This window comes from Pseudomonas sp. M5A4_2d (genome assembly GCF_053345295.1).
In genome coordinates this window covers 355,281-370,118 of sequence record NZ_JBKEZW010000001.1, presented here as the reverse complement: position 1 = coordinate 370,118, position 14,838 = coordinate 355,281, and the positions used below count along the sequence as shown (strand labels likewise).

General features: G+C 60.4%; 12 protein-coding genes. 4 read left to right on the top strand and 8 right to left on the bottom strand.

Translation table 11 applies throughout. The features are described from left to right. Window positions 1–32: 32 nt before the first annotated feature. The 5 genes from relA to ACLBW8_RS01655 form a co-directional block, all read right to left on the bottom strand. Window positions 33–2,276 (bottom strand): GTP diphosphokinase, encoded by a 2,244-nt coding sequence (gene relA, locus ACLBW8_RS01675; protein ID WP_221295357.1) that lies wholly within the window; start codon window positions 2,274–2,276, stop codon window positions 33–35. 151 nt (window positions 2,277–2,427) lie between these two features. After that, window positions 2,428–3,780, bottom strand: a complete 1,353-nt coding sequence (rlmD, locus tag ACLBW8_RS01670) for a 23S rRNA (uracil(1939)-C(5))-methyltransferase RlmD (protein ID WP_447804419.1) — start codon at window positions 3,778–3,780, stop codon at window positions 2,428–2,430. Further along, window positions 3,780–4,682 (bottom strand): cysteine synthase CysM, encoded by a 903-nt coding sequence (cysM, locus tag ACLBW8_RS01665; protein WP_064453519.1) that lies wholly within the window; start codon window positions 4,680–4,682, stop codon window positions 3,780–3,782. Before cysM ends, rlmD begins: the two co-directional genes overlap by 1 nt. A gap of 217 nt (window positions 4,683–4,899) precedes the next feature. Next, window positions 4,900–5,505, bottom strand: coding sequence for a tRNA-uridine aminocarboxypropyltransferase (locus tag ACLBW8_RS01660; protein ID WP_221295359.1), 606 nt, complete (start codon window positions 5,503–5,505; stop codon window positions 4,900–4,902). Window positions 5,506–5,510: 5 nt separating this feature from the next. Beyond that, entirely contained in the window at window positions 5,511–6,404 is an 894-nt protein-coding gene (locus ACLBW8_RS01655) for a LysR family transcriptional regulator (RefSeq protein ID WP_017134867.1), read from the bottom strand. 211 nt (window positions 6,405–6,615) lie between these two features. On the opposite strand from ACLBW8_RS01655, the gene speB reads away from it, so the two are divergent. Genes speB through ACLBW8_RS01635 form a run of 4 tightly spaced genes read left to right on the top strand, consistent with a single transcriptional unit; the run spans window position 6,616 to window position 10,939 of the window. Beyond that, window positions 6,616–7,566 carry an agmatinase gene (speB, locus tag ACLBW8_RS01650; protein ID WP_064453522.1) on the top strand — a complete coding sequence of 317 codons (951 nt, stop codon included), beginning with the start codon at window positions 6,616–6,618 and terminating at the stop codon, window positions 7,564–7,566. Continuing rightward, window positions 7,566–7,988, top strand: a complete 423-nt coding sequence (locus ACLBW8_RS01645; protein ID WP_447804418.1) for a nuclear transport factor 2 family protein — start codon at window positions 7,566–7,568, stop codon at window positions 7,986–7,988. Before speB ends, ACLBW8_RS01645 begins: the two co-directional genes overlap by 1 nt. 21 nt (window positions 7,989–8,009) lie before the next feature. After that, window positions 8,010–9,521, top strand: a complete 1,512-nt coding sequence (locus ACLBW8_RS01640; RefSeq protein ID WP_447804417.1) for a purine-cytosine permease family protein — start codon at window positions 8,010–8,012, stop codon at window positions 9,519–9,521. Window positions 9,522–9,556: 35 nt separating this feature from the next. Continuing rightward, complete coding sequence (locus ACLBW8_RS01635) at window positions 9,557–10,939, top strand: sodium:solute symporter (RefSeq protein ID WP_064453525.1); 1,383 nt, start codon at window positions 9,557–9,559, stop codon at window positions 10,937–10,939. A 97-nt stretch (window positions 10,940–11,036) separates the two neighbouring features. On the opposite strand, the gene ACLBW8_RS01630 is transcribed toward ACLBW8_RS01635, so the two are convergent. The 3 genes from ACLBW8_RS01630 to ptrR all read right to left on the bottom strand — a co-directional run bounded on the left by ACLBW8_RS01630 (window position 11,037) and on the right by ptrR (window position 14,812). Beyond that, a complete protein-coding gene (locus ACLBW8_RS01630) occupies window positions 11,037–13,118 on the bottom strand; it encodes an FAD-dependent oxidoreductase (protein ID WP_447804416.1) in 2,082 nt (693 codons plus the stop codon). Window positions 13,119–13,653: 535 nt separating this feature from the next. Next, on the bottom strand, window positions 13,654–13,776 hold the full coding sequence (locus ACLBW8_RS01625) for a PA1414 family protein (protein WP_256347311.1): 123 nt from the start codon (window positions 13,774–13,776) through the stop codon (window positions 13,654–13,656). A 142-nt stretch (window positions 13,777–13,918) separates the two neighbouring features. Beyond that, window positions 13,919–14,812: a putrescine utilization regulator PtrR gene (gene ptrR, locus ACLBW8_RS01620; RefSeq protein WP_447804415.1), complete on the bottom strand. Its 894-nt coding sequence runs from the start codon at window positions 14,810–14,812 to the stop codon at window positions 13,919–13,921. Window positions 14,813–14,838: the final 26 nt, after the last annotated feature.

The following is a 14,838-nucleotide window of genomic DNA, read 5'->3' as shown; positions in this document are numbered from 1 at the left end:
CCCACATTTTCAGTCCGCGCTCATCCAGCTACTCATGGTGTGCGATTACGCCGCGTCTCGATGATGTTCGGCAACTGGGAAATCCGCCCCAGCAACCGCCCCAACGCATCCAGCCCCGGGATCTCGATCGTCAGGGACATCAACGCCGTGTTGTCCTCTTTGTTCGAGCGGGTGTTGACCGCCAGCACGTTGATCCGCTCGTTGAGCAGCACTTGCGATACATCACGCAGCAATCCGGAACGGTCGTAGGCGCGAATGATGATGTCCACCGGGTAGGTGAGCACCGGCACCGGGCCCCAGCTGACCTGGATGATCCGCTCCGGCTCGCGCCCGCCCAGTTGCAGCACCGAGGCGCAATCCTGGCGGTGAATGCTCACGCCACGGCCCTGGGTGATGTAACCGACGATGGCGTCGCCCGGCAACGGCTGGCAGCAACCGGCCATTTGTGTCATCAGGTTGCCCACGCCCTGGATCTGGATGTCGCCGCGCTTGCCCGGTTTGTAGCCGGTGGCTTTGCGGGGAATCAGTTCCAGTTGCTCGCTGCCGCGCTCCGGCTCGACCAACTGCTGGGCCAGGTTGACCAACTGCGCCAGACGCAGGTCGCCGGCACCAAGTGCCGCGAACATGTCCTCGGCGATCTTCATGTTGGCCTTTTCGGCCAACTTGTCGAAGTCCACCTGCGGCAGGCCCAGACGCGCCAGTTCCCGTTCGAGCAAGGTTTTACCGGCCGCGACGTTCTGGTCGCGCGCCTGCAATTTGAACCAGTGCACGATTTTTGCCCGGGCCCGCGACGTGGTGATGTAACCCAGGTTCGGGTTCAGCCAGTCGCGGCTCGGTGTGCCGTGCTTGCTGGTGATGATCTCGACCTGTTCACCGGTCTGCAGGCTGTAGTTGAGCGGCACGATGCGCCCATTGATCTTGGCGCCCCGGCAGTTGTGGCCGATTTCGGTGTGTACGCGGTAGGCGAAGTCCAGCGGCGTAGCGCCCTTGGGCAAGTCGATGGCGTGGCCGTCGGGGGTGAAGATATAGACCCGGTCCGGCTCGATATCCACCCGCAGCTGTTCGGCCAGGCCGCCGATGTCGCCGAGTTCTTCGTGCCACTCCAGCACTTGGCGCAGCCAGGAAATTTTCTCTTCGTACTGGTTGGACCCGGCCTTGACGTCAGTGCCCTTGTAACGCCAGTGCGCGCATACCCCCAGCTCGGCCTCCTCGTGCATGGCGTGGGTGCGGATCTGCACCTCCAGCACCTTGCCCTCGGGACCGATCACTGCGGTGTGCAACGAGCGATAGCCGTTTTCCTTGGGGTTGGCGATGTAGTCGTCAAACTCCTTGGGAATGTGCCGCCACAACGTGTGGACGATACCCAGCGCGGTGTAGCAATCGCGCATTTCCGGCACCAGTACGCGTACCGCGCGCACGTCATAGATCTGGCTGAACGCCAGGCCCTTGCGCTGCATTTTGCGCCAGATGGAGTAGATGTGTTTGGCACGGCCGCTGATGTCGGCGTCGACGCCGGTGGCCTGCAACTCGGAACGCAGCTGGCCCATTACGTCGGTAATGAAGCGCTCACGGTCGAGCCGTCGCTCGTGCAGCAGCGTGGCAATCTGTTTGTATTGATCGGGTTCGAGGTAGCGGAAGGACAAGTCCTCCAGCTCCCACTTGATATGGCCGATACCCAGGCGGTGCGCCAGCGGCGCGTAGATGTCGAACACCTCGCGGGCCACACGGTTGCGCTTTTCGTCATCGGCAGTCTTCACCGCACGGATCGCGCAGGTGCGTTCGGCCAGCTTGATCAGCGCGACGCGCACGTCGTCGACCATCGCCACCAGCATTTTGCGCAGGTTCTCGACCTGGCCCTGGGTGCCCAGCACCAGGGACTGACGCGGGCTGAGGCTGGCGCTGATCGCAGCCATGCGCAGCACGCCGTCGATCAATTTGGCGACCACGGTGCCGAAACGCTGGCTGACCAGCGGCAACGCAATATGCCCTTCACGTACGCCGCGATAAAGCACGGCGGCGATCAGCGAATCCTGGTCCAGCTTGAGATCGGCGAGGATTTCGGCGATTTCCAACCCGGTGCGAAAGCTTGACGTGCCCTCCGCCCACAGGTTCTTGGCGGCATTGTCTTGCTGTTCAGACTCACGAGCGAACTCGCAGGCCGCTTTCAAGGCTTCACGGTCCAGTGCCGGGTCGACACTGACGGCATGATCCAGCCATGCCTCGAGATTGATACTGCCGTCGGTGTTGATCGGCTGGTGTGCTCTCACCTGTACCATCTTGCTTACCTTCCCTACGACGCACCTTTAATGCGCCAAAAATCATCGCTGACCTGCTGCGTAACCCTAGTTGTGCAACCCTAGGCTACGTACAACTCCCTGACAGGTCACGGCCCAGGAGACTACAGGCCAGTCGGATTAAACGGGCATCCTAGCCCGCTTCAAATAACGCCATGGCCTCGACATGAGCTGTCTGTGGAAACATGTCGAGGATCCCGGCACGTTTTAGCCGGTAGCCTTGCTTGACCAACTCAACCGTGTCCCGCGCCAGCGTGGCTGGGTTGCAGGACACATACACCAAGCGTTTGGCCCCCAGCGTGGCGAGCTTGCGCACAACCTCCAGGGCACCATCACGGGGTGGGTCCAAGAGTACCGCAGAAAAGCCCTGCTTGGCCCACTCCGCGTCAGTCAAAGGCTGGGACAAATCGGCCTGAAAAAACTGCACATTATGCAAATTGTTGCTGACGGCATTCTGCGCCGCCCGGTCCACCATGGTCTGCACGCCTTCTACCGCGACCACTTCGCGCACCTGGCGCGCCAGTGGCAAGGCGAAATTGCCCAGGCCACAAAACAGGTCCAGCACCCGATCGTCGAGCTGTGGCGCCAGCCATTCCAGGGCTTGCGCGACCATCGCTTCGTTGACGCCGGCATTGACCTGCACAAAGTCGCCGGGCCGATAGGCCAGCTCCAAACCCCACTGCTCCAACCGATAACCGAGGGCCGTATCCGCCTCGACCGGTTCCGGCTGACCCTCGCCATGCAGCCATAATTGGGCTTCATGGAAAGCGCAAAACTCTTTCAACACCAGCAGGTCCGCCTCGGACAGCGGCGCCATGTGCCGCAGCAGCACAGCAATGGAGGAGCCACTGAACAACTCCACATGCCCCAACGCCTGTGGTTTGCTCAGGCGGCGCAACATATTCGGCAAACGCTGCATGATCGGTTGCAAGGCCTGTACCAGCACCGGGCAATCGTCGATGGCGACGATGTCCTGGCTGGCCACGGCGCGAAAACCCACTTCGAGTTTTTTCGCCTTGGCATCCCAACGCACCGCGACGCGGGCGCGGCGGCGGTAGCCGAATTCCGGCCCACTCAAAGGGGCAGCCCACTCTTGCGGTTCGACACCGGCCACGCGGGACAGTTGCTCGGCGAGCATGCGCTGTTTCAGGGCGAGTTGTTCGTCGTGGGGCAAGTGCTGCACGCTGCAACCACCGCAGCGGCCAACGTGTGCACACGGCGCAGGCCGGCGCAGTTGACTGGCGGTGAAAACGCGTTCGGTACGGGCCTCGACCACTTTACCGTGGGTGCCCAATACTCGCGCTTCGACTTCTTCGCCAGCCAGCGCGCCATTCACGAACCAGGTACGGCCTTCAAAGAACACAATGCCCCGGCCATCGTTGGCCAGGCGCTCGATGGTCAGGCGTTGCTTCTTGCCCACCGGAATCTGCGGGGCCCGGCTGCCGCCCGTCGGTTGGAAGCGCAGGCCTCTCTCGTGCTTGGCCATCAGTTGGGTTCGTCGAAGATGCCGGTCGACAGGTAACGGTCGCCTCGGTCACAGATGATCGCGACGATCACCGCGTTTTCCACTTCTTTGGACAAGCGCAACATACCGGCCACGGCGCCACCGGAAGACACGCCGCAGAAGATGCCTTCTTCGCGCGCCAGACGGCGGGTAGTGTCTTCGGCTTCACGCTGGGCCATGTCGATGATGCGGTCCACGCGCGTCGCGTTGTAGATCTTCGGCAGGTACTCTTCGGGCCAACGGCGGATGCCTGGGATGGATGCGCCTTCCATCGGTTGCAGGCCGACGATCTGGATCGCCGGGTTCTGCTCCTTGAGGTAGCGCGAGTTGCCCATGATGGTGCCGGTAGTGCCCATGGAGCTGACGAAATGGGTGATGGTGCCCTGGGTCTGGCGCCAGATTTCCGGGCCGGTGGTGGTGTAGTGCGCCTCGGGGTTATCGCCGTTGGCAAACTGGTCCAGCACCACGCCACGGCCTTCGGCGGCCATGCGCTCGGCAAGATCGCGCGCGCCTTCCATGCCTTCTTCCTGAGTGACGAGAATCAGCTGCGCACCATAGGCGGTCATCGCCGCCTTGCGTTCGGCGCTGCCGTTGTCGGGCATGATCAGCACCATCTTGTAACCCTTGATCGCCGCGGCCATGGCCAGGGCGATCCCGGTGTTACCCGAGGTGGCTTCGATCAGGGTGTCACCGGGCTTGATCTGCCCGCGCAGCTCGGCGCGGGCGATCATCGACAGCGCCGGGCGGTCCTTGACGGAACCGGCCGGGTTGTTCCCTTCGAGCTTGAGCAACAGGGTATTGCTGGTTTCACCCGCCATGCGTTGCAAGCGGACCAGGGGCGTGTTGCCGACGCAATCGGCGATTGTAGGGTACTGCAAGGTCATGGCGTATTCGCAATCCAGACTGCGGGGGCGAACATCATACCGGGAAAGGCCGGCGGGCCATATCACGCAAAGTGCGGTGCTTATGGCTTATAGGAATAAGCGAGTGATGTGTTGATCGGGAGGACGCTCTCGCGGGCAAGCCCGCTCTCACATTTGGCCTTCAGTGGTCCCGTGTGGGCGCTGGCTTGCCAGCGACAGCAGCACCTCGGTGAACCTGCTAACCCAACGGTCCATCGCCGTGATTTCGCTGAAACACCTCATCCCCCATTGCCGCGATTTGCCCCTCGATCAACGCGTCGAATGGCTTGAGCAAAGGCTCAAAGGATGTCGGCGCTTCCAACACCTGCAATGCCTGCACAATGGCCTCTACCGTCGACAACGCCCCTGGCCCCGGTGCCTTGCGCAGCCGATAGCGCGAAACGCCACCCTCGGCCAAGGTTACCCGGGGCAATGCAGCCAACAATGGATTGAGGTGCAACAATTTGCGCGCCTTGCGCCAGGTGCCGTCGGGCACCACCAACAACAGTGGCGGGTCCTCAGGTGCATACACTTGCAAAGGCTGAGCGTCATCAGCGGGAAACAGCAGGCGCGCCTGATAACCGGGCGGGTTCAACAACGTGGCCAAGTCCTCGAATACCTCGCCAACCACCAATTGCGCATTGTTCAGCCCCAACGCCGCCAACCGCGCGGTATTGAGCGCGTGGTTGACCTCGCTTGGGTGCTGCAACAGCAACACGCGGGTGCGGCTGTCGAGGCTGGGGATCAGCGGGCACAGGCAATGGGTGATGGGCCTGAGGCACCGGGAACACTGGGGTCTGGACATGATTTTCAGGCCTGGTTGAGCTGGGCTTTGAGTAGGTCGCGGAAGGTCTGGATCAGCGGTTCGCGGCTACGCCCCCGGCGCATGATCATCGAGAATGGCGCCTGGTAGCCGAAGGTCGCCGGCAGCAGTACACGCAGGTCGCCCTTGTCGGCCCAGGCCTGGGCGTAGTGTTCGGGCAGGTAGCCGATATAGGCGCCGGACAGCACCAGAATCAACTGCGCCTCCATACTTTCCACCGTCGCCGCGCTGTGTTTGAAGCCGTGACGCGCCAGTTCGGCCTGGCTCCAGTAGCCACGACCGACCATGCGTTGCTGGGTAATCACTTGTTCGGGGATACGCCGTTCGTTGAATAACGGGTGTCGCGTGCTGCAATACAGCCAATGCTGCTCGCGGTACAGCGGCATGTAGATCAACCCACTCATGCGGTTGGAAAAGGCGCCGATGGCCAAGTCCAGGCGGTTGTCCTGCACGCCCAGCTGCAATTCGTATGGGCTCATCACCGACAAATGCAGGTGCACGGCCGGGTGTTCCAGGCTGTAGGCGCCAATGACTTCGGCGAACGGCAGGGCCTTGTCGCTGACCGTGGAGTCGAGCACGCCGAGCTTGAGTGTGCCGCGCAACTCGCCTTTGAGCGCGGCAGCATATTGCTCAAAGCCTTCGAGCTCGCCGAGCAGACGCAAGGTTTCCTGATGGAACAGCTCGCCCTTGCTGGTCAGGCTGAACCCGCCGCGACCGCGATGGCACAACACCAGCCCTAACGCTGACTCCAGCTGACTCATATAAGTGCTGATGGCCGACGTCGACAGGTTGAGTTCGTGCTGGGCGTTGGCGAACCCCTGGTGCCGCACAACGCTGACGAAAATGCGCAGGAGTTTCAGGTCGGGCAAGGCGTTGGCCATGGGTTCTCCAGATTCAGCTAATGCGCCGCGATCCCACATTTGGACGGCGTTCGTCAGGAAGGATCGGTCAATCCCAGCACAGACTGGGGAGTTTACCTCAGGCATTAGTTTAGAAAAATCTGAACTAAGTATTTGCGCCTGCCGATTCTTCCCGTCCCGGGCTTTTCGCAGAATCGGCCCCTAATAAACAAAACAATGATGAGGCAATCCCGTGGACAAGATTTTCCACCAACCACTGGGCGGCAACGAAATGCCGCGCTTCGCCGGCATCGCCACCATGATGCGACTTCCCCACCTGCAAACGGCCAAAGGCCTGGACGCCGCCTTTGTCGGCGTGCCGCTGGACATCGGCACCTCGCTGCGCGCCGGCACCCGCTTCGGGCCGCGTGAGATCCGTGCCGAATCGGTGATGATCCGCCCCTACAACATGGCCACCGGCGCCGCGCCGTTCGACTCGTTGTCGGTTGCGGACATTGGCGACGTGGCGATCAATACCTTTAACCTGCTCGACGCCGTGCGCATCATCGAGGAAGCCTACGATGAGATTCTTGAGCACAACGTGATCCCGATGACCCTGGGCGGCGACCACACCATTACCCTGCCGATCCTGCGGGCGATCCACAAGAAACACGGCAAGGTCGGGCTGGTGCACATCGATGCCCACGCCGACGTCAACGACCATATGTTCGGCGAGAAAATCGCCCACGGCACCACCTTCCGCCGCGCGGTGGAAGAAGGCTTGCTCGATTGCGACCGTGTGGTGCAGATCGGCCTGCGTGCCCAGGGCTACACCGCCGAAGACTTCAACTGGAGCCGCAAACAGGGCTTTCGCGTGGTCCAGGCTGAAGAATGCTGGCACCACTCTCTCGCGCCGCTGATGGCCGAAGTGCGTGAAAAAGTCGGCGGCGGCCCGGTGTACCTGAGCTTCGACATCGACGGCATCGACCCGGCCTGGGCGCCCGGCACCGGCACCCCGGAAATCGGCGGGCTGACCACCATCCAGGCGATCGAAATCATCCGTGGCTGCCAGGGCCTCGACCTGATTGGTTGCGATCTGGTAGAAGTTTCGCCGCCCTACGACACCACCGGTAACACCTCGCTGCTCGGTGCCAACCTGCTGTACGAAATGCTCTGCGTACTGCCCGGCGTGGCGCATCGTTGATGAGCACGCAAGCCGTGCTGCAAGCCGCAGCCGCCCTGGTGTCAGCCTTCGCGCGCAATGACCGCGCCGCCTATTTCGGCGCGTTCACTGTCGATGCCAGTTTTGTGTTCTACACCCTCCCCCTGCCGCTGCTCAGCCGCGACGCCTATCAGGTGTTGTGGGACAGCTGGCGTCGGGACGAGGGGTTTGAGGTGCTGTCCTGCACCTCAAGCAACGCCTTTGTCAGCCTGCAGGGTGACGTGGCGGTATTTATTCATGACGTGGCCACCGAACTGCGCATGAACGGGGAGCAATTTTTTAGCCAGGAGCGCGAGACCATTGTCTTCACACGGCAAGGGCGACGCACAGAACAACAAGAAGGCCTGTGGCTGGCCTGTCACGAACATTTGTCCGCTATGCCGGAAGGGCTGCCGCCCCCTTAGCCAATGTGATCGGAGCTGATCATGAATAATAAAAACAACGAAAACAGTATTCGCAAAATAGAAACCAACGGGGTCGAACAGATCCCGGACCATGAGCGCACCGCCAGCCCCAAGGATCTGTTCCGACTGATCTTCGGCGGTGCCAACACTTTTGCCACCGCCGTGCTGGGCGCGTTCCCAGTGCTGTTTGGCCTGTCGTTCCAGGCCGGCGTCTGGGCGATCGTGCTGGGCGTGCTGGTGGGCGCACTGATCCTGGCGCCCATGGGCCTGTTCGGGCCGATCAACGGCACCAATAACGCGGTGTCTTCCGGTGCGCACTTTGGTGTGCACGGGCGAATTGTAGGCTCGTTTCTGTCGCTGCTGACGGCGATTGCCTTCTTCTCACTGTCGGTGTGGAGTTCGGGCGATGCGCTGGTCGGTGGTGCGAAACGTCTGATCGGCCTGCCGGAAACCGACCTGACCCTGGGCCTGGCTTACGGCGTGTTCGCCATGCTCGTACTCACCGTGTGCATCTACGGCTTTCGCTTCATGCTGTGGGTTAACCGCATTGCGGTATGGGCGGCGAGCCTGCTGTTCCTGTTGGGGATCTTCGCCTTTGCACCGGCGTTCGACAGCCACTTCGCCGGCACGGTCGCCATGGGCCAGACCGGTTTCTGGGCCGCGTTCATCGGCTCAGCACTGGTGGCCATGAGCAATCCGATTTCCTTCGGTGCGTTCCTCGGTGATTGGTCGCGCTATATCCCGCGTGAAACACCGAAAATGCGCATCATGTTGGCCGTGGTTGCCGCCCAGATCGCCACCTTGATCCCGTTCCTGTTCGGCCTCGCCACTGCGACCATCGTGGCCATCAAGGCGCCGGACTACATCGCGGCCAACAACTACGTCGGCGGGCTGCTGGCCGTCGCGCCCAACTGGTTCTTCCTGCCGGTGTGCCTGATTGCGGTAATCGGCGGCATGTCCACCGGCACCACGTCGCTGTATGGCACGGGGCTGGACATGTCCAGCGTGTTCCCGCGCCTGCTGTCGCGGGTCAAGGCCACGTTGCTGATCGGAGTGATGTCGATTGCCTTCATCTTCATCGGACGTTTCGCCGCCAACCTAGTGCAAAGCGTATCGACCTTTGCCGTGCTGATCATCACCTGCACCACACCGTGGATGGTGATGATGATCATCGGCTTGATCGTACGCCGAGGCTTTTACTGCCCGGATGACCTGCAGGTGTTTACTCGCGGTGAAACCGGCGGCCGCTACTGGTTCAGCCATGGCTGGAACTGGCGCGGGCTAGGGGCCTGGATCCCGAGCGCACTGGTGGGCCTGTGCTTCGTCAACCTGCCGGGGCAGTTTGTCGGGCCATTGGGCAACCTCGCCGATGGCATCGACATCAGCTTACCGGTGACGCTGGGGCTGGCCTCGGTGGTGTACCTGACCCTGCTTCGCATGTTCCCGGAACCGGCTGCCGTCTACGGCCCAGCCGACCCTCGCAGCAAGCGCATGGATGCGCGCGTTAAACCGGCGCTGCAACAAGCCGCCTGATCGCCCATAAAAACGATAATCGGAGACCCGCCGTCATGGCTTTGGATTTATTCGTCGTACTCATCTACGCCGCCGGCATGCTCGTGCTCGGCTATTACGGCATGCGCCGCGCCAAGACCCACGAAGACTACCTGGTAGCCGGTCGCAACCTGGGCCCGTCGCTGTACATGGGCACCATGGCCGCCACCGTGCTGGGCGGTGCATCCACCGTCGGCACTGTGCGCCTGGGTTATGTGCACGGCATTTCCGGGTTCTGGCTCTGCGCCGCGCTGGGCGCCGGGATCATTGCGCTGAACCTGTTCCTGGCCAAACCGTTGCTGAAGCTGAAGATCTTCACCGTTACCCAGGTCCTGGAAAAACGCTATAACCCCATGGCCCGCCAAGCGAGTGCGGTGATCATGCTGGCCTACGCGCTGATGATAGGCGTGACCTCGATCCTGGCCATCGGCACCGTGCTGCAAGTGCTGTTCGGCCTGCCGTTCTGGGTGTCGGTGCTGTTGGGCGGTGGCGTGGTGGTGGTGTATTCGACCATCGGCGGCATGTGGTCGCTGACCCTGACCGACATTGTGCAGTTCGTGATCAAGACCGTCGGGCTGATGTTTATCCTGCTGCCGATCTGCCTGTACCGCGTCGGCGGCTGGGACCAACTGGTGGCCAAGTTGCCCGCGTCGAATTTCAGCTTCACCGAAATCGGCTGGGACACGATCATCACCTACTTCATGATCTACTTTTTCGGCATCCTGATCGGCCAGGACATCTGGCAGCGGGTATTCACTGCCCGTGACGAAAAGGTCGCCCAGTACGCAGGCACGTTCGCCGGCTTCTACTGCATTCTTTACGGGCTGGCGTGCGCGTTGATCGGGATGGCGGCGCATGTACTGCTGCCGAACCTGGACAACGTCAACAATGCCTTCGCCGCCATCGTCAAAGCCTCGTTGCCGGATGGCATTCGCGGCCTGGTGATTGCTGCCGCACTGGCCGCGATGATGTCCACTGCCAGCGCCGGCTTGCTTGCAGCATCGACTGTACTGACCGAAGACCTGCTGCCGCGTTTGCGGGGTGGCAAGCAGTCCAGCCTGAATATCAACCGTCTGTTCACGATGTTGACGGGTATTGCCGTGCTGGGTATCGCACTGGTGGTCAATGATGTAATCAGCGCCCTGACCCTGGCCTACAACCTGCTGGTGGGCGGTATGTTGGTCCCGCTGATGGGGGCAATTTTCTGGAAGCGTGCAACAACGTCGGGGGCTATTGCGTCCATGACCTTGGGCTTCGTGACCGCGCTGGTGTTCATGTTCAAGGATGGGCTGGATGCGAACACGCCCATCTATTACAGCCTGGCGGCCGGGCTGGTGAGTTTTGTGGTGGTGAGTATGTTGTCGCCACGGCCGGACGCATCGGTGGCTCGGGCGGTTTGAGCTATAAAATAATTTAGAGCGGTTTCTTCAGCGGGTGCGACGTCGGATGTCGCACCCGTTTTTTTATTCAACGCTCGACTTTTAGCTATCCCACCCTTTAAGCCGGCGCTCTTGCGCAGATGAGTTCCTGGACCAAAGAGGCCCATACCAATCCCTGTGTTGTGCCTGCGGCATACGTTGCCCCGGCCACAATTCGATTGTAAGCGGACCCATAAACGATTGAGAGCCCATCTACAGTGCCGGGCCTGGCACATTCGATAACTTGCAGGTCGCCCCTTTCGATTGCCCTGCGGTAGGCGTTTGGAAAGTGCCGAGCAACAGCGGCCAGGCAGGCCGCCAGTATTGACGCCTTATTCTCCGGTGAAGAATCGGCCGGCACCTGCCCGCCTGAGACCAGAATGAAACCCCCGTCCAAGCGGCAATTCATGACGCCGATTGGCAGATCGTACTGCAGCTTGAGCCCGCGCATGCCGGCACCTTCATCACCCACAGCGCGCAGCTTGAAAAACCAGCCAATGATCGCGACCGCCTCCGGCTCCTCGACGCCCATGGCAGTGACGACGAAGTGTTCTCGGCTCAGATCAGCAATTTGAATCGGGTTCAGGCGCTGGGGCAGGAACTGAACCCCCGAGCGCTGCAAAAGCGCCTCTATTTCATCTTTTAGCGGGACAAATTCCAGATCGTAACCCGATACCTCAATCGCTCGACCGATGCCAGGCATTGCGTAACGTGCCTGAAATTGCAGTTGATTAATCTCTGCAAGTTCACCTCCCGGCTTGCCACTCGGCCAGGGTCTGTTTTCAATATCGCGTTGCTCGCGGATAGCGGGCTCTATACCCATGGCGTCGTCCCTATAGGCTCGTACAATCCGCGACCGCGCGAATCGTGCCAGGGACGGGTTGTCGGCCAGGAGCTTTTCAAACAATTCAATGCCTGCGCGATTGCACTCGACGGCCAAATACTGATTACCGGGCGTTAGATAATCGTTATTCAGCGGCTTTGCAGTGGTCTCCGTTGCTGACAGATGGCGCATGTTCACCTGCTTATGACTGGCGCCATCGCTCTGCTGATTCCCTCCGAATACCGTGACCTGATAATTGGCCAGGCGAAGCATCACGGCTTGGAGAAGGCCGTTGATACCTCTGCCGATGATCGACACGCGTGGCGCACCGGCATACACCTGCTGAGGGGGGATCATCAGAGACTGTGCAAGCTTGCGGCTGACCAGGCCACGCAGGGCGATCTGGCTCAGCTGAACCGCGACCGCATAGTCAAGGTCGCGATTGCAGGCTTGCGTGGTTGCTGCCTGTGTAGTCAGTGTCGCCGGCTTGCACCACGTGGAGACACTACAACCGAGTGTTTGTGTGCGAATCCGAAACGCATCCAATGTTGCAGGCCCGTAGTCCAATACGAGCTGGATGTCTTGCGCCGTTGCCAGCGCCTGCAAAGCATCATCGCTAAAGACACCCGGCTTGGCGACACAGACCAGGCGAGCTTGTCTGTGCATGCACTGGATCAGCGCCCGATCAATACGATGAGCGGATTCGTCATTCAGGGATACGCATACGGCGACAGCACAAGCCCCTTGCAGCGCCTCAAGCCAGTCTACGAAAAACGACACTCTGGATTCTGAACTGGCGTTCCCGACAGTGTCCGGCGTTCGACCGAATCGCCCCAACACCTTAATCCGAACATTCGGGTCTCGATCAAGTAACAACTTGACGAGCGCCTTTCCCACATTGCCGTACCCCAGCACACAGACTTCATGGGGTATGGAGCAATCAGACATTGTCAGCCAGTGTGCGATATAGGCAGCAACATGCGGTGCATTGACCCCTGGCGTATTAACTACCCGAATGTTATTGGCGTGGCATAGATCCAACCGCACCTTATCCAAACTCGTCCCTCTGCGGACCAGATAGAGCTCCCCAAAGGGATGGGATGTACGCCATTGGTCAATAACCTCTGCATCGATAGTCTGGTCTGCGACGATGAGCATGGATGGCCGCAGGAGCCCGATCTGTAAGAGCAGAGCTTGCCGGGTTAATGTCGGAGGGAAGAACACTACGTTGCGCGGGGCGTCAGCCTTCCAACCTTTCGACACCGGTGCGATATGTAAAATAATCTCGGTGGTGGCGATGAGCGACGTGGTAACTGGCGCAACGGAAGAGAGCACCATGCTTGTCTCCAACAATTCTGACTTAGCGCCTCGGGCATCTAGATTTTCACAGGTAAAAAATCGCAAAAACCCTGAAGTTTGCTATTCATACTTGGGTACTTTTCAGGAGAGGGTAGAAACGCAAACGATACAAACATTCCCCTGTCGGAGCTCAACCTACGCGTATGTTTAGAACTAAATAAGCCAGCCGATTCTGATAGCCACGCAGTCCAATTCCCACACACAAACGCAATGCCTGACTGACGTGCGAGTATTGGACGACCGTGTAGATCACCCTGGCGATTGAGTTGGCGAGTTTGTTGTCGCGCCGGCCAGCAGTGTCGGTGGCGCAGGCGACTTGGGGGATACGGGATTTAGAGCGATTTCTACAGCGGGCGCGACGCGTGATGTCGCAGCCGTTTTCTTTGCATTGCGCAAAAATACTGTGGGAGCGGTCTCAATCGCGAATGCGGCGCACCAATCAACTTTTTATCGACTGATACAGCGGATTCGCGAGCAAGCCCGCTCCCACACTTAAGCTGAGTCGGCCGAATGCTTAGCGGCGACGCGGACGGCGCTGCTCGTCATCCGTGCGAATTGGCACCGGTTGCAGCGGAGGCTCTATCAAGCCGAGCGCGACGCCAACGTCATGGAGCCAGTTCTGGATTTTCTCTTTCATGGTTGCCCCCTTTGCGGGTAATGCGGGTCGGCGGGAATTCTGTCGCCTTTTCCTACAGTGATAGTAGCCCTAAGTCCTACGTAATGCTTGAACGAAACCACAACGAACTATTACTGAATTGATCCAAATCATCCCGGATCGTTCAAGCAATCGCGCGCGCGTCCTGCAAAAACCCGGCTTTACCTTCCTGTTGCAGGTCAATCCACGCATTGAGGTTAGCGCCGAGCATACCCTTTCGCCACATCAGCCAGGTCGTCGCAGTAGCAAAAGGCCCTGTCAGCGGATGAACGGACACGCTGTCCTTGCCCGGCAAGCTGTCGAGCATGGATTCGGACATCAATGCCACGCCGGAGCCCGCGATCACACAGGCGAGCATACCTTGGTAGGACTCAATCTCGATGGCCCGCCCCATGGCCACGCGCTCGTGGGAAAACCAGGTTTCCAGGCGCGTGCGGTAGGCGCAACTGCGTCGGAAAGTGAACACCGAGCGGCCGGCAACATCCTGCGGCCCGCGCACGGGTGGGTGATCGGCTTCGCAAATGATCACCAGGCGCTCTTCGCACAGCGGCACCCCGTCCAGCGTGGCGATGGTCAGCGGGCCATCCACCAACGCCGCGTCCAAGCGCCCGGTAATCAAGCCCTCCAGCAGGTCACCACTGGGCGCCGACTGCACTTGCAGGTTCACCATCGGATAAGCCTTGTGATAGCGCGCCAGCAACTTTGGCAAATGAATCGCGGCGGTGCTGTACATGCTGCCCAACACAAAATCGCCGGCCGGCTGACCGCCTTGAACGGCGCCATGGGCCTCATCATGCAGCGCGATCAGACGGGTGCTGTAGTCCAACAACACTTTGCCGGCAGGAGAAAGCTGCAACCGCTGGCGCTCGCGCACAAACAGGTCCACGCCGAGCTGCTCTTCCATTTGCTTGAGCCGTGTCGACAGGTTCGACGGCACACGGTGCAGGCGCTCGGCCGCACGGGTGATGGAGCCCTCTTCCGCCACGGCCTGGAAAATGCGCAATTGACTGAACTCCATACCTTTCTCCAAAACTGAACAAGTTA

Bases quoted from the DNA above. Each gene is read 5' to 3' on its own strand.
- rlmD (WP_447804419.1), bottom strand. From the start codon at position 3,780: ATGGCCAAGCACGAGAGAGGCCTGCGCTTCCAACCGACGGGCGGCAGC.
- ACLBW8_RS01625 (WP_256347311.1), bottom strand. From the start codon at position 13,776: ATGAAAGAGAAAATCCAGAACTGGCTCCATGACGTTGGCGTCGCGCTC.
- ACLBW8_RS01655 (WP_017134867.1), bottom strand. From the start codon at position 6,404: ATGGCCAACGCCTTGCCCGACCTGAAACTCCTGCGCATTTTCGTCAGC.
- ACLBW8_RS01640 (WP_447804417.1), top strand. From the start codon at position 8,010: ATGAATAATAAAAACAACGAAAACAGTATTCGCAAAATAGAAACCAAC.
- cysM (WP_064453519.1), bottom strand. From the start codon at position 4,682: ATGACCTTGCAGTACCCTACAATCGCCGATTGCGTCGGCAACACGCCC.
- ACLBW8_RS01645 (WP_447804418.1), top strand. From the start codon at position 7,566: ATGAGCACGCAAGCCGTGCTGCAAGCCGCAGCCGCCCTGGTGTCAGCC.
- ptrR (WP_447804415.1), bottom strand. From the start codon at position 14,812: ATGGAGTTCAGTCAATTGCGCATTTTCCAGGCCGTGGCGGAAGAGGGC.
- ACLBW8_RS01630 (WP_447804416.1), bottom strand. From the start codon at position 13,118: ATGGTGCTCTCTTCCGTTGCGCCAGTTACCACGTCGCTCATCGCCACC.
- ACLBW8_RS01635 (WP_064453525.1), top strand. From the start codon at position 9,557: ATGGCTTTGGATTTATTCGTCGTACTCATCTACGCCGCCGGCATGCTC.
- ACLBW8_RS01660 (WP_221295359.1), bottom strand. From the start codon at position 5,505: ATGTCCAGACCCCAGTGTTCCCGGTGCCTCAGGCCCATCACCCATTGC.
- relA (WP_221295357.1), bottom strand. From the start codon at position 2,276: ATGGTACAGGTGAGAGCACACCAGCCGATCAACACCGACGGCAGTATC.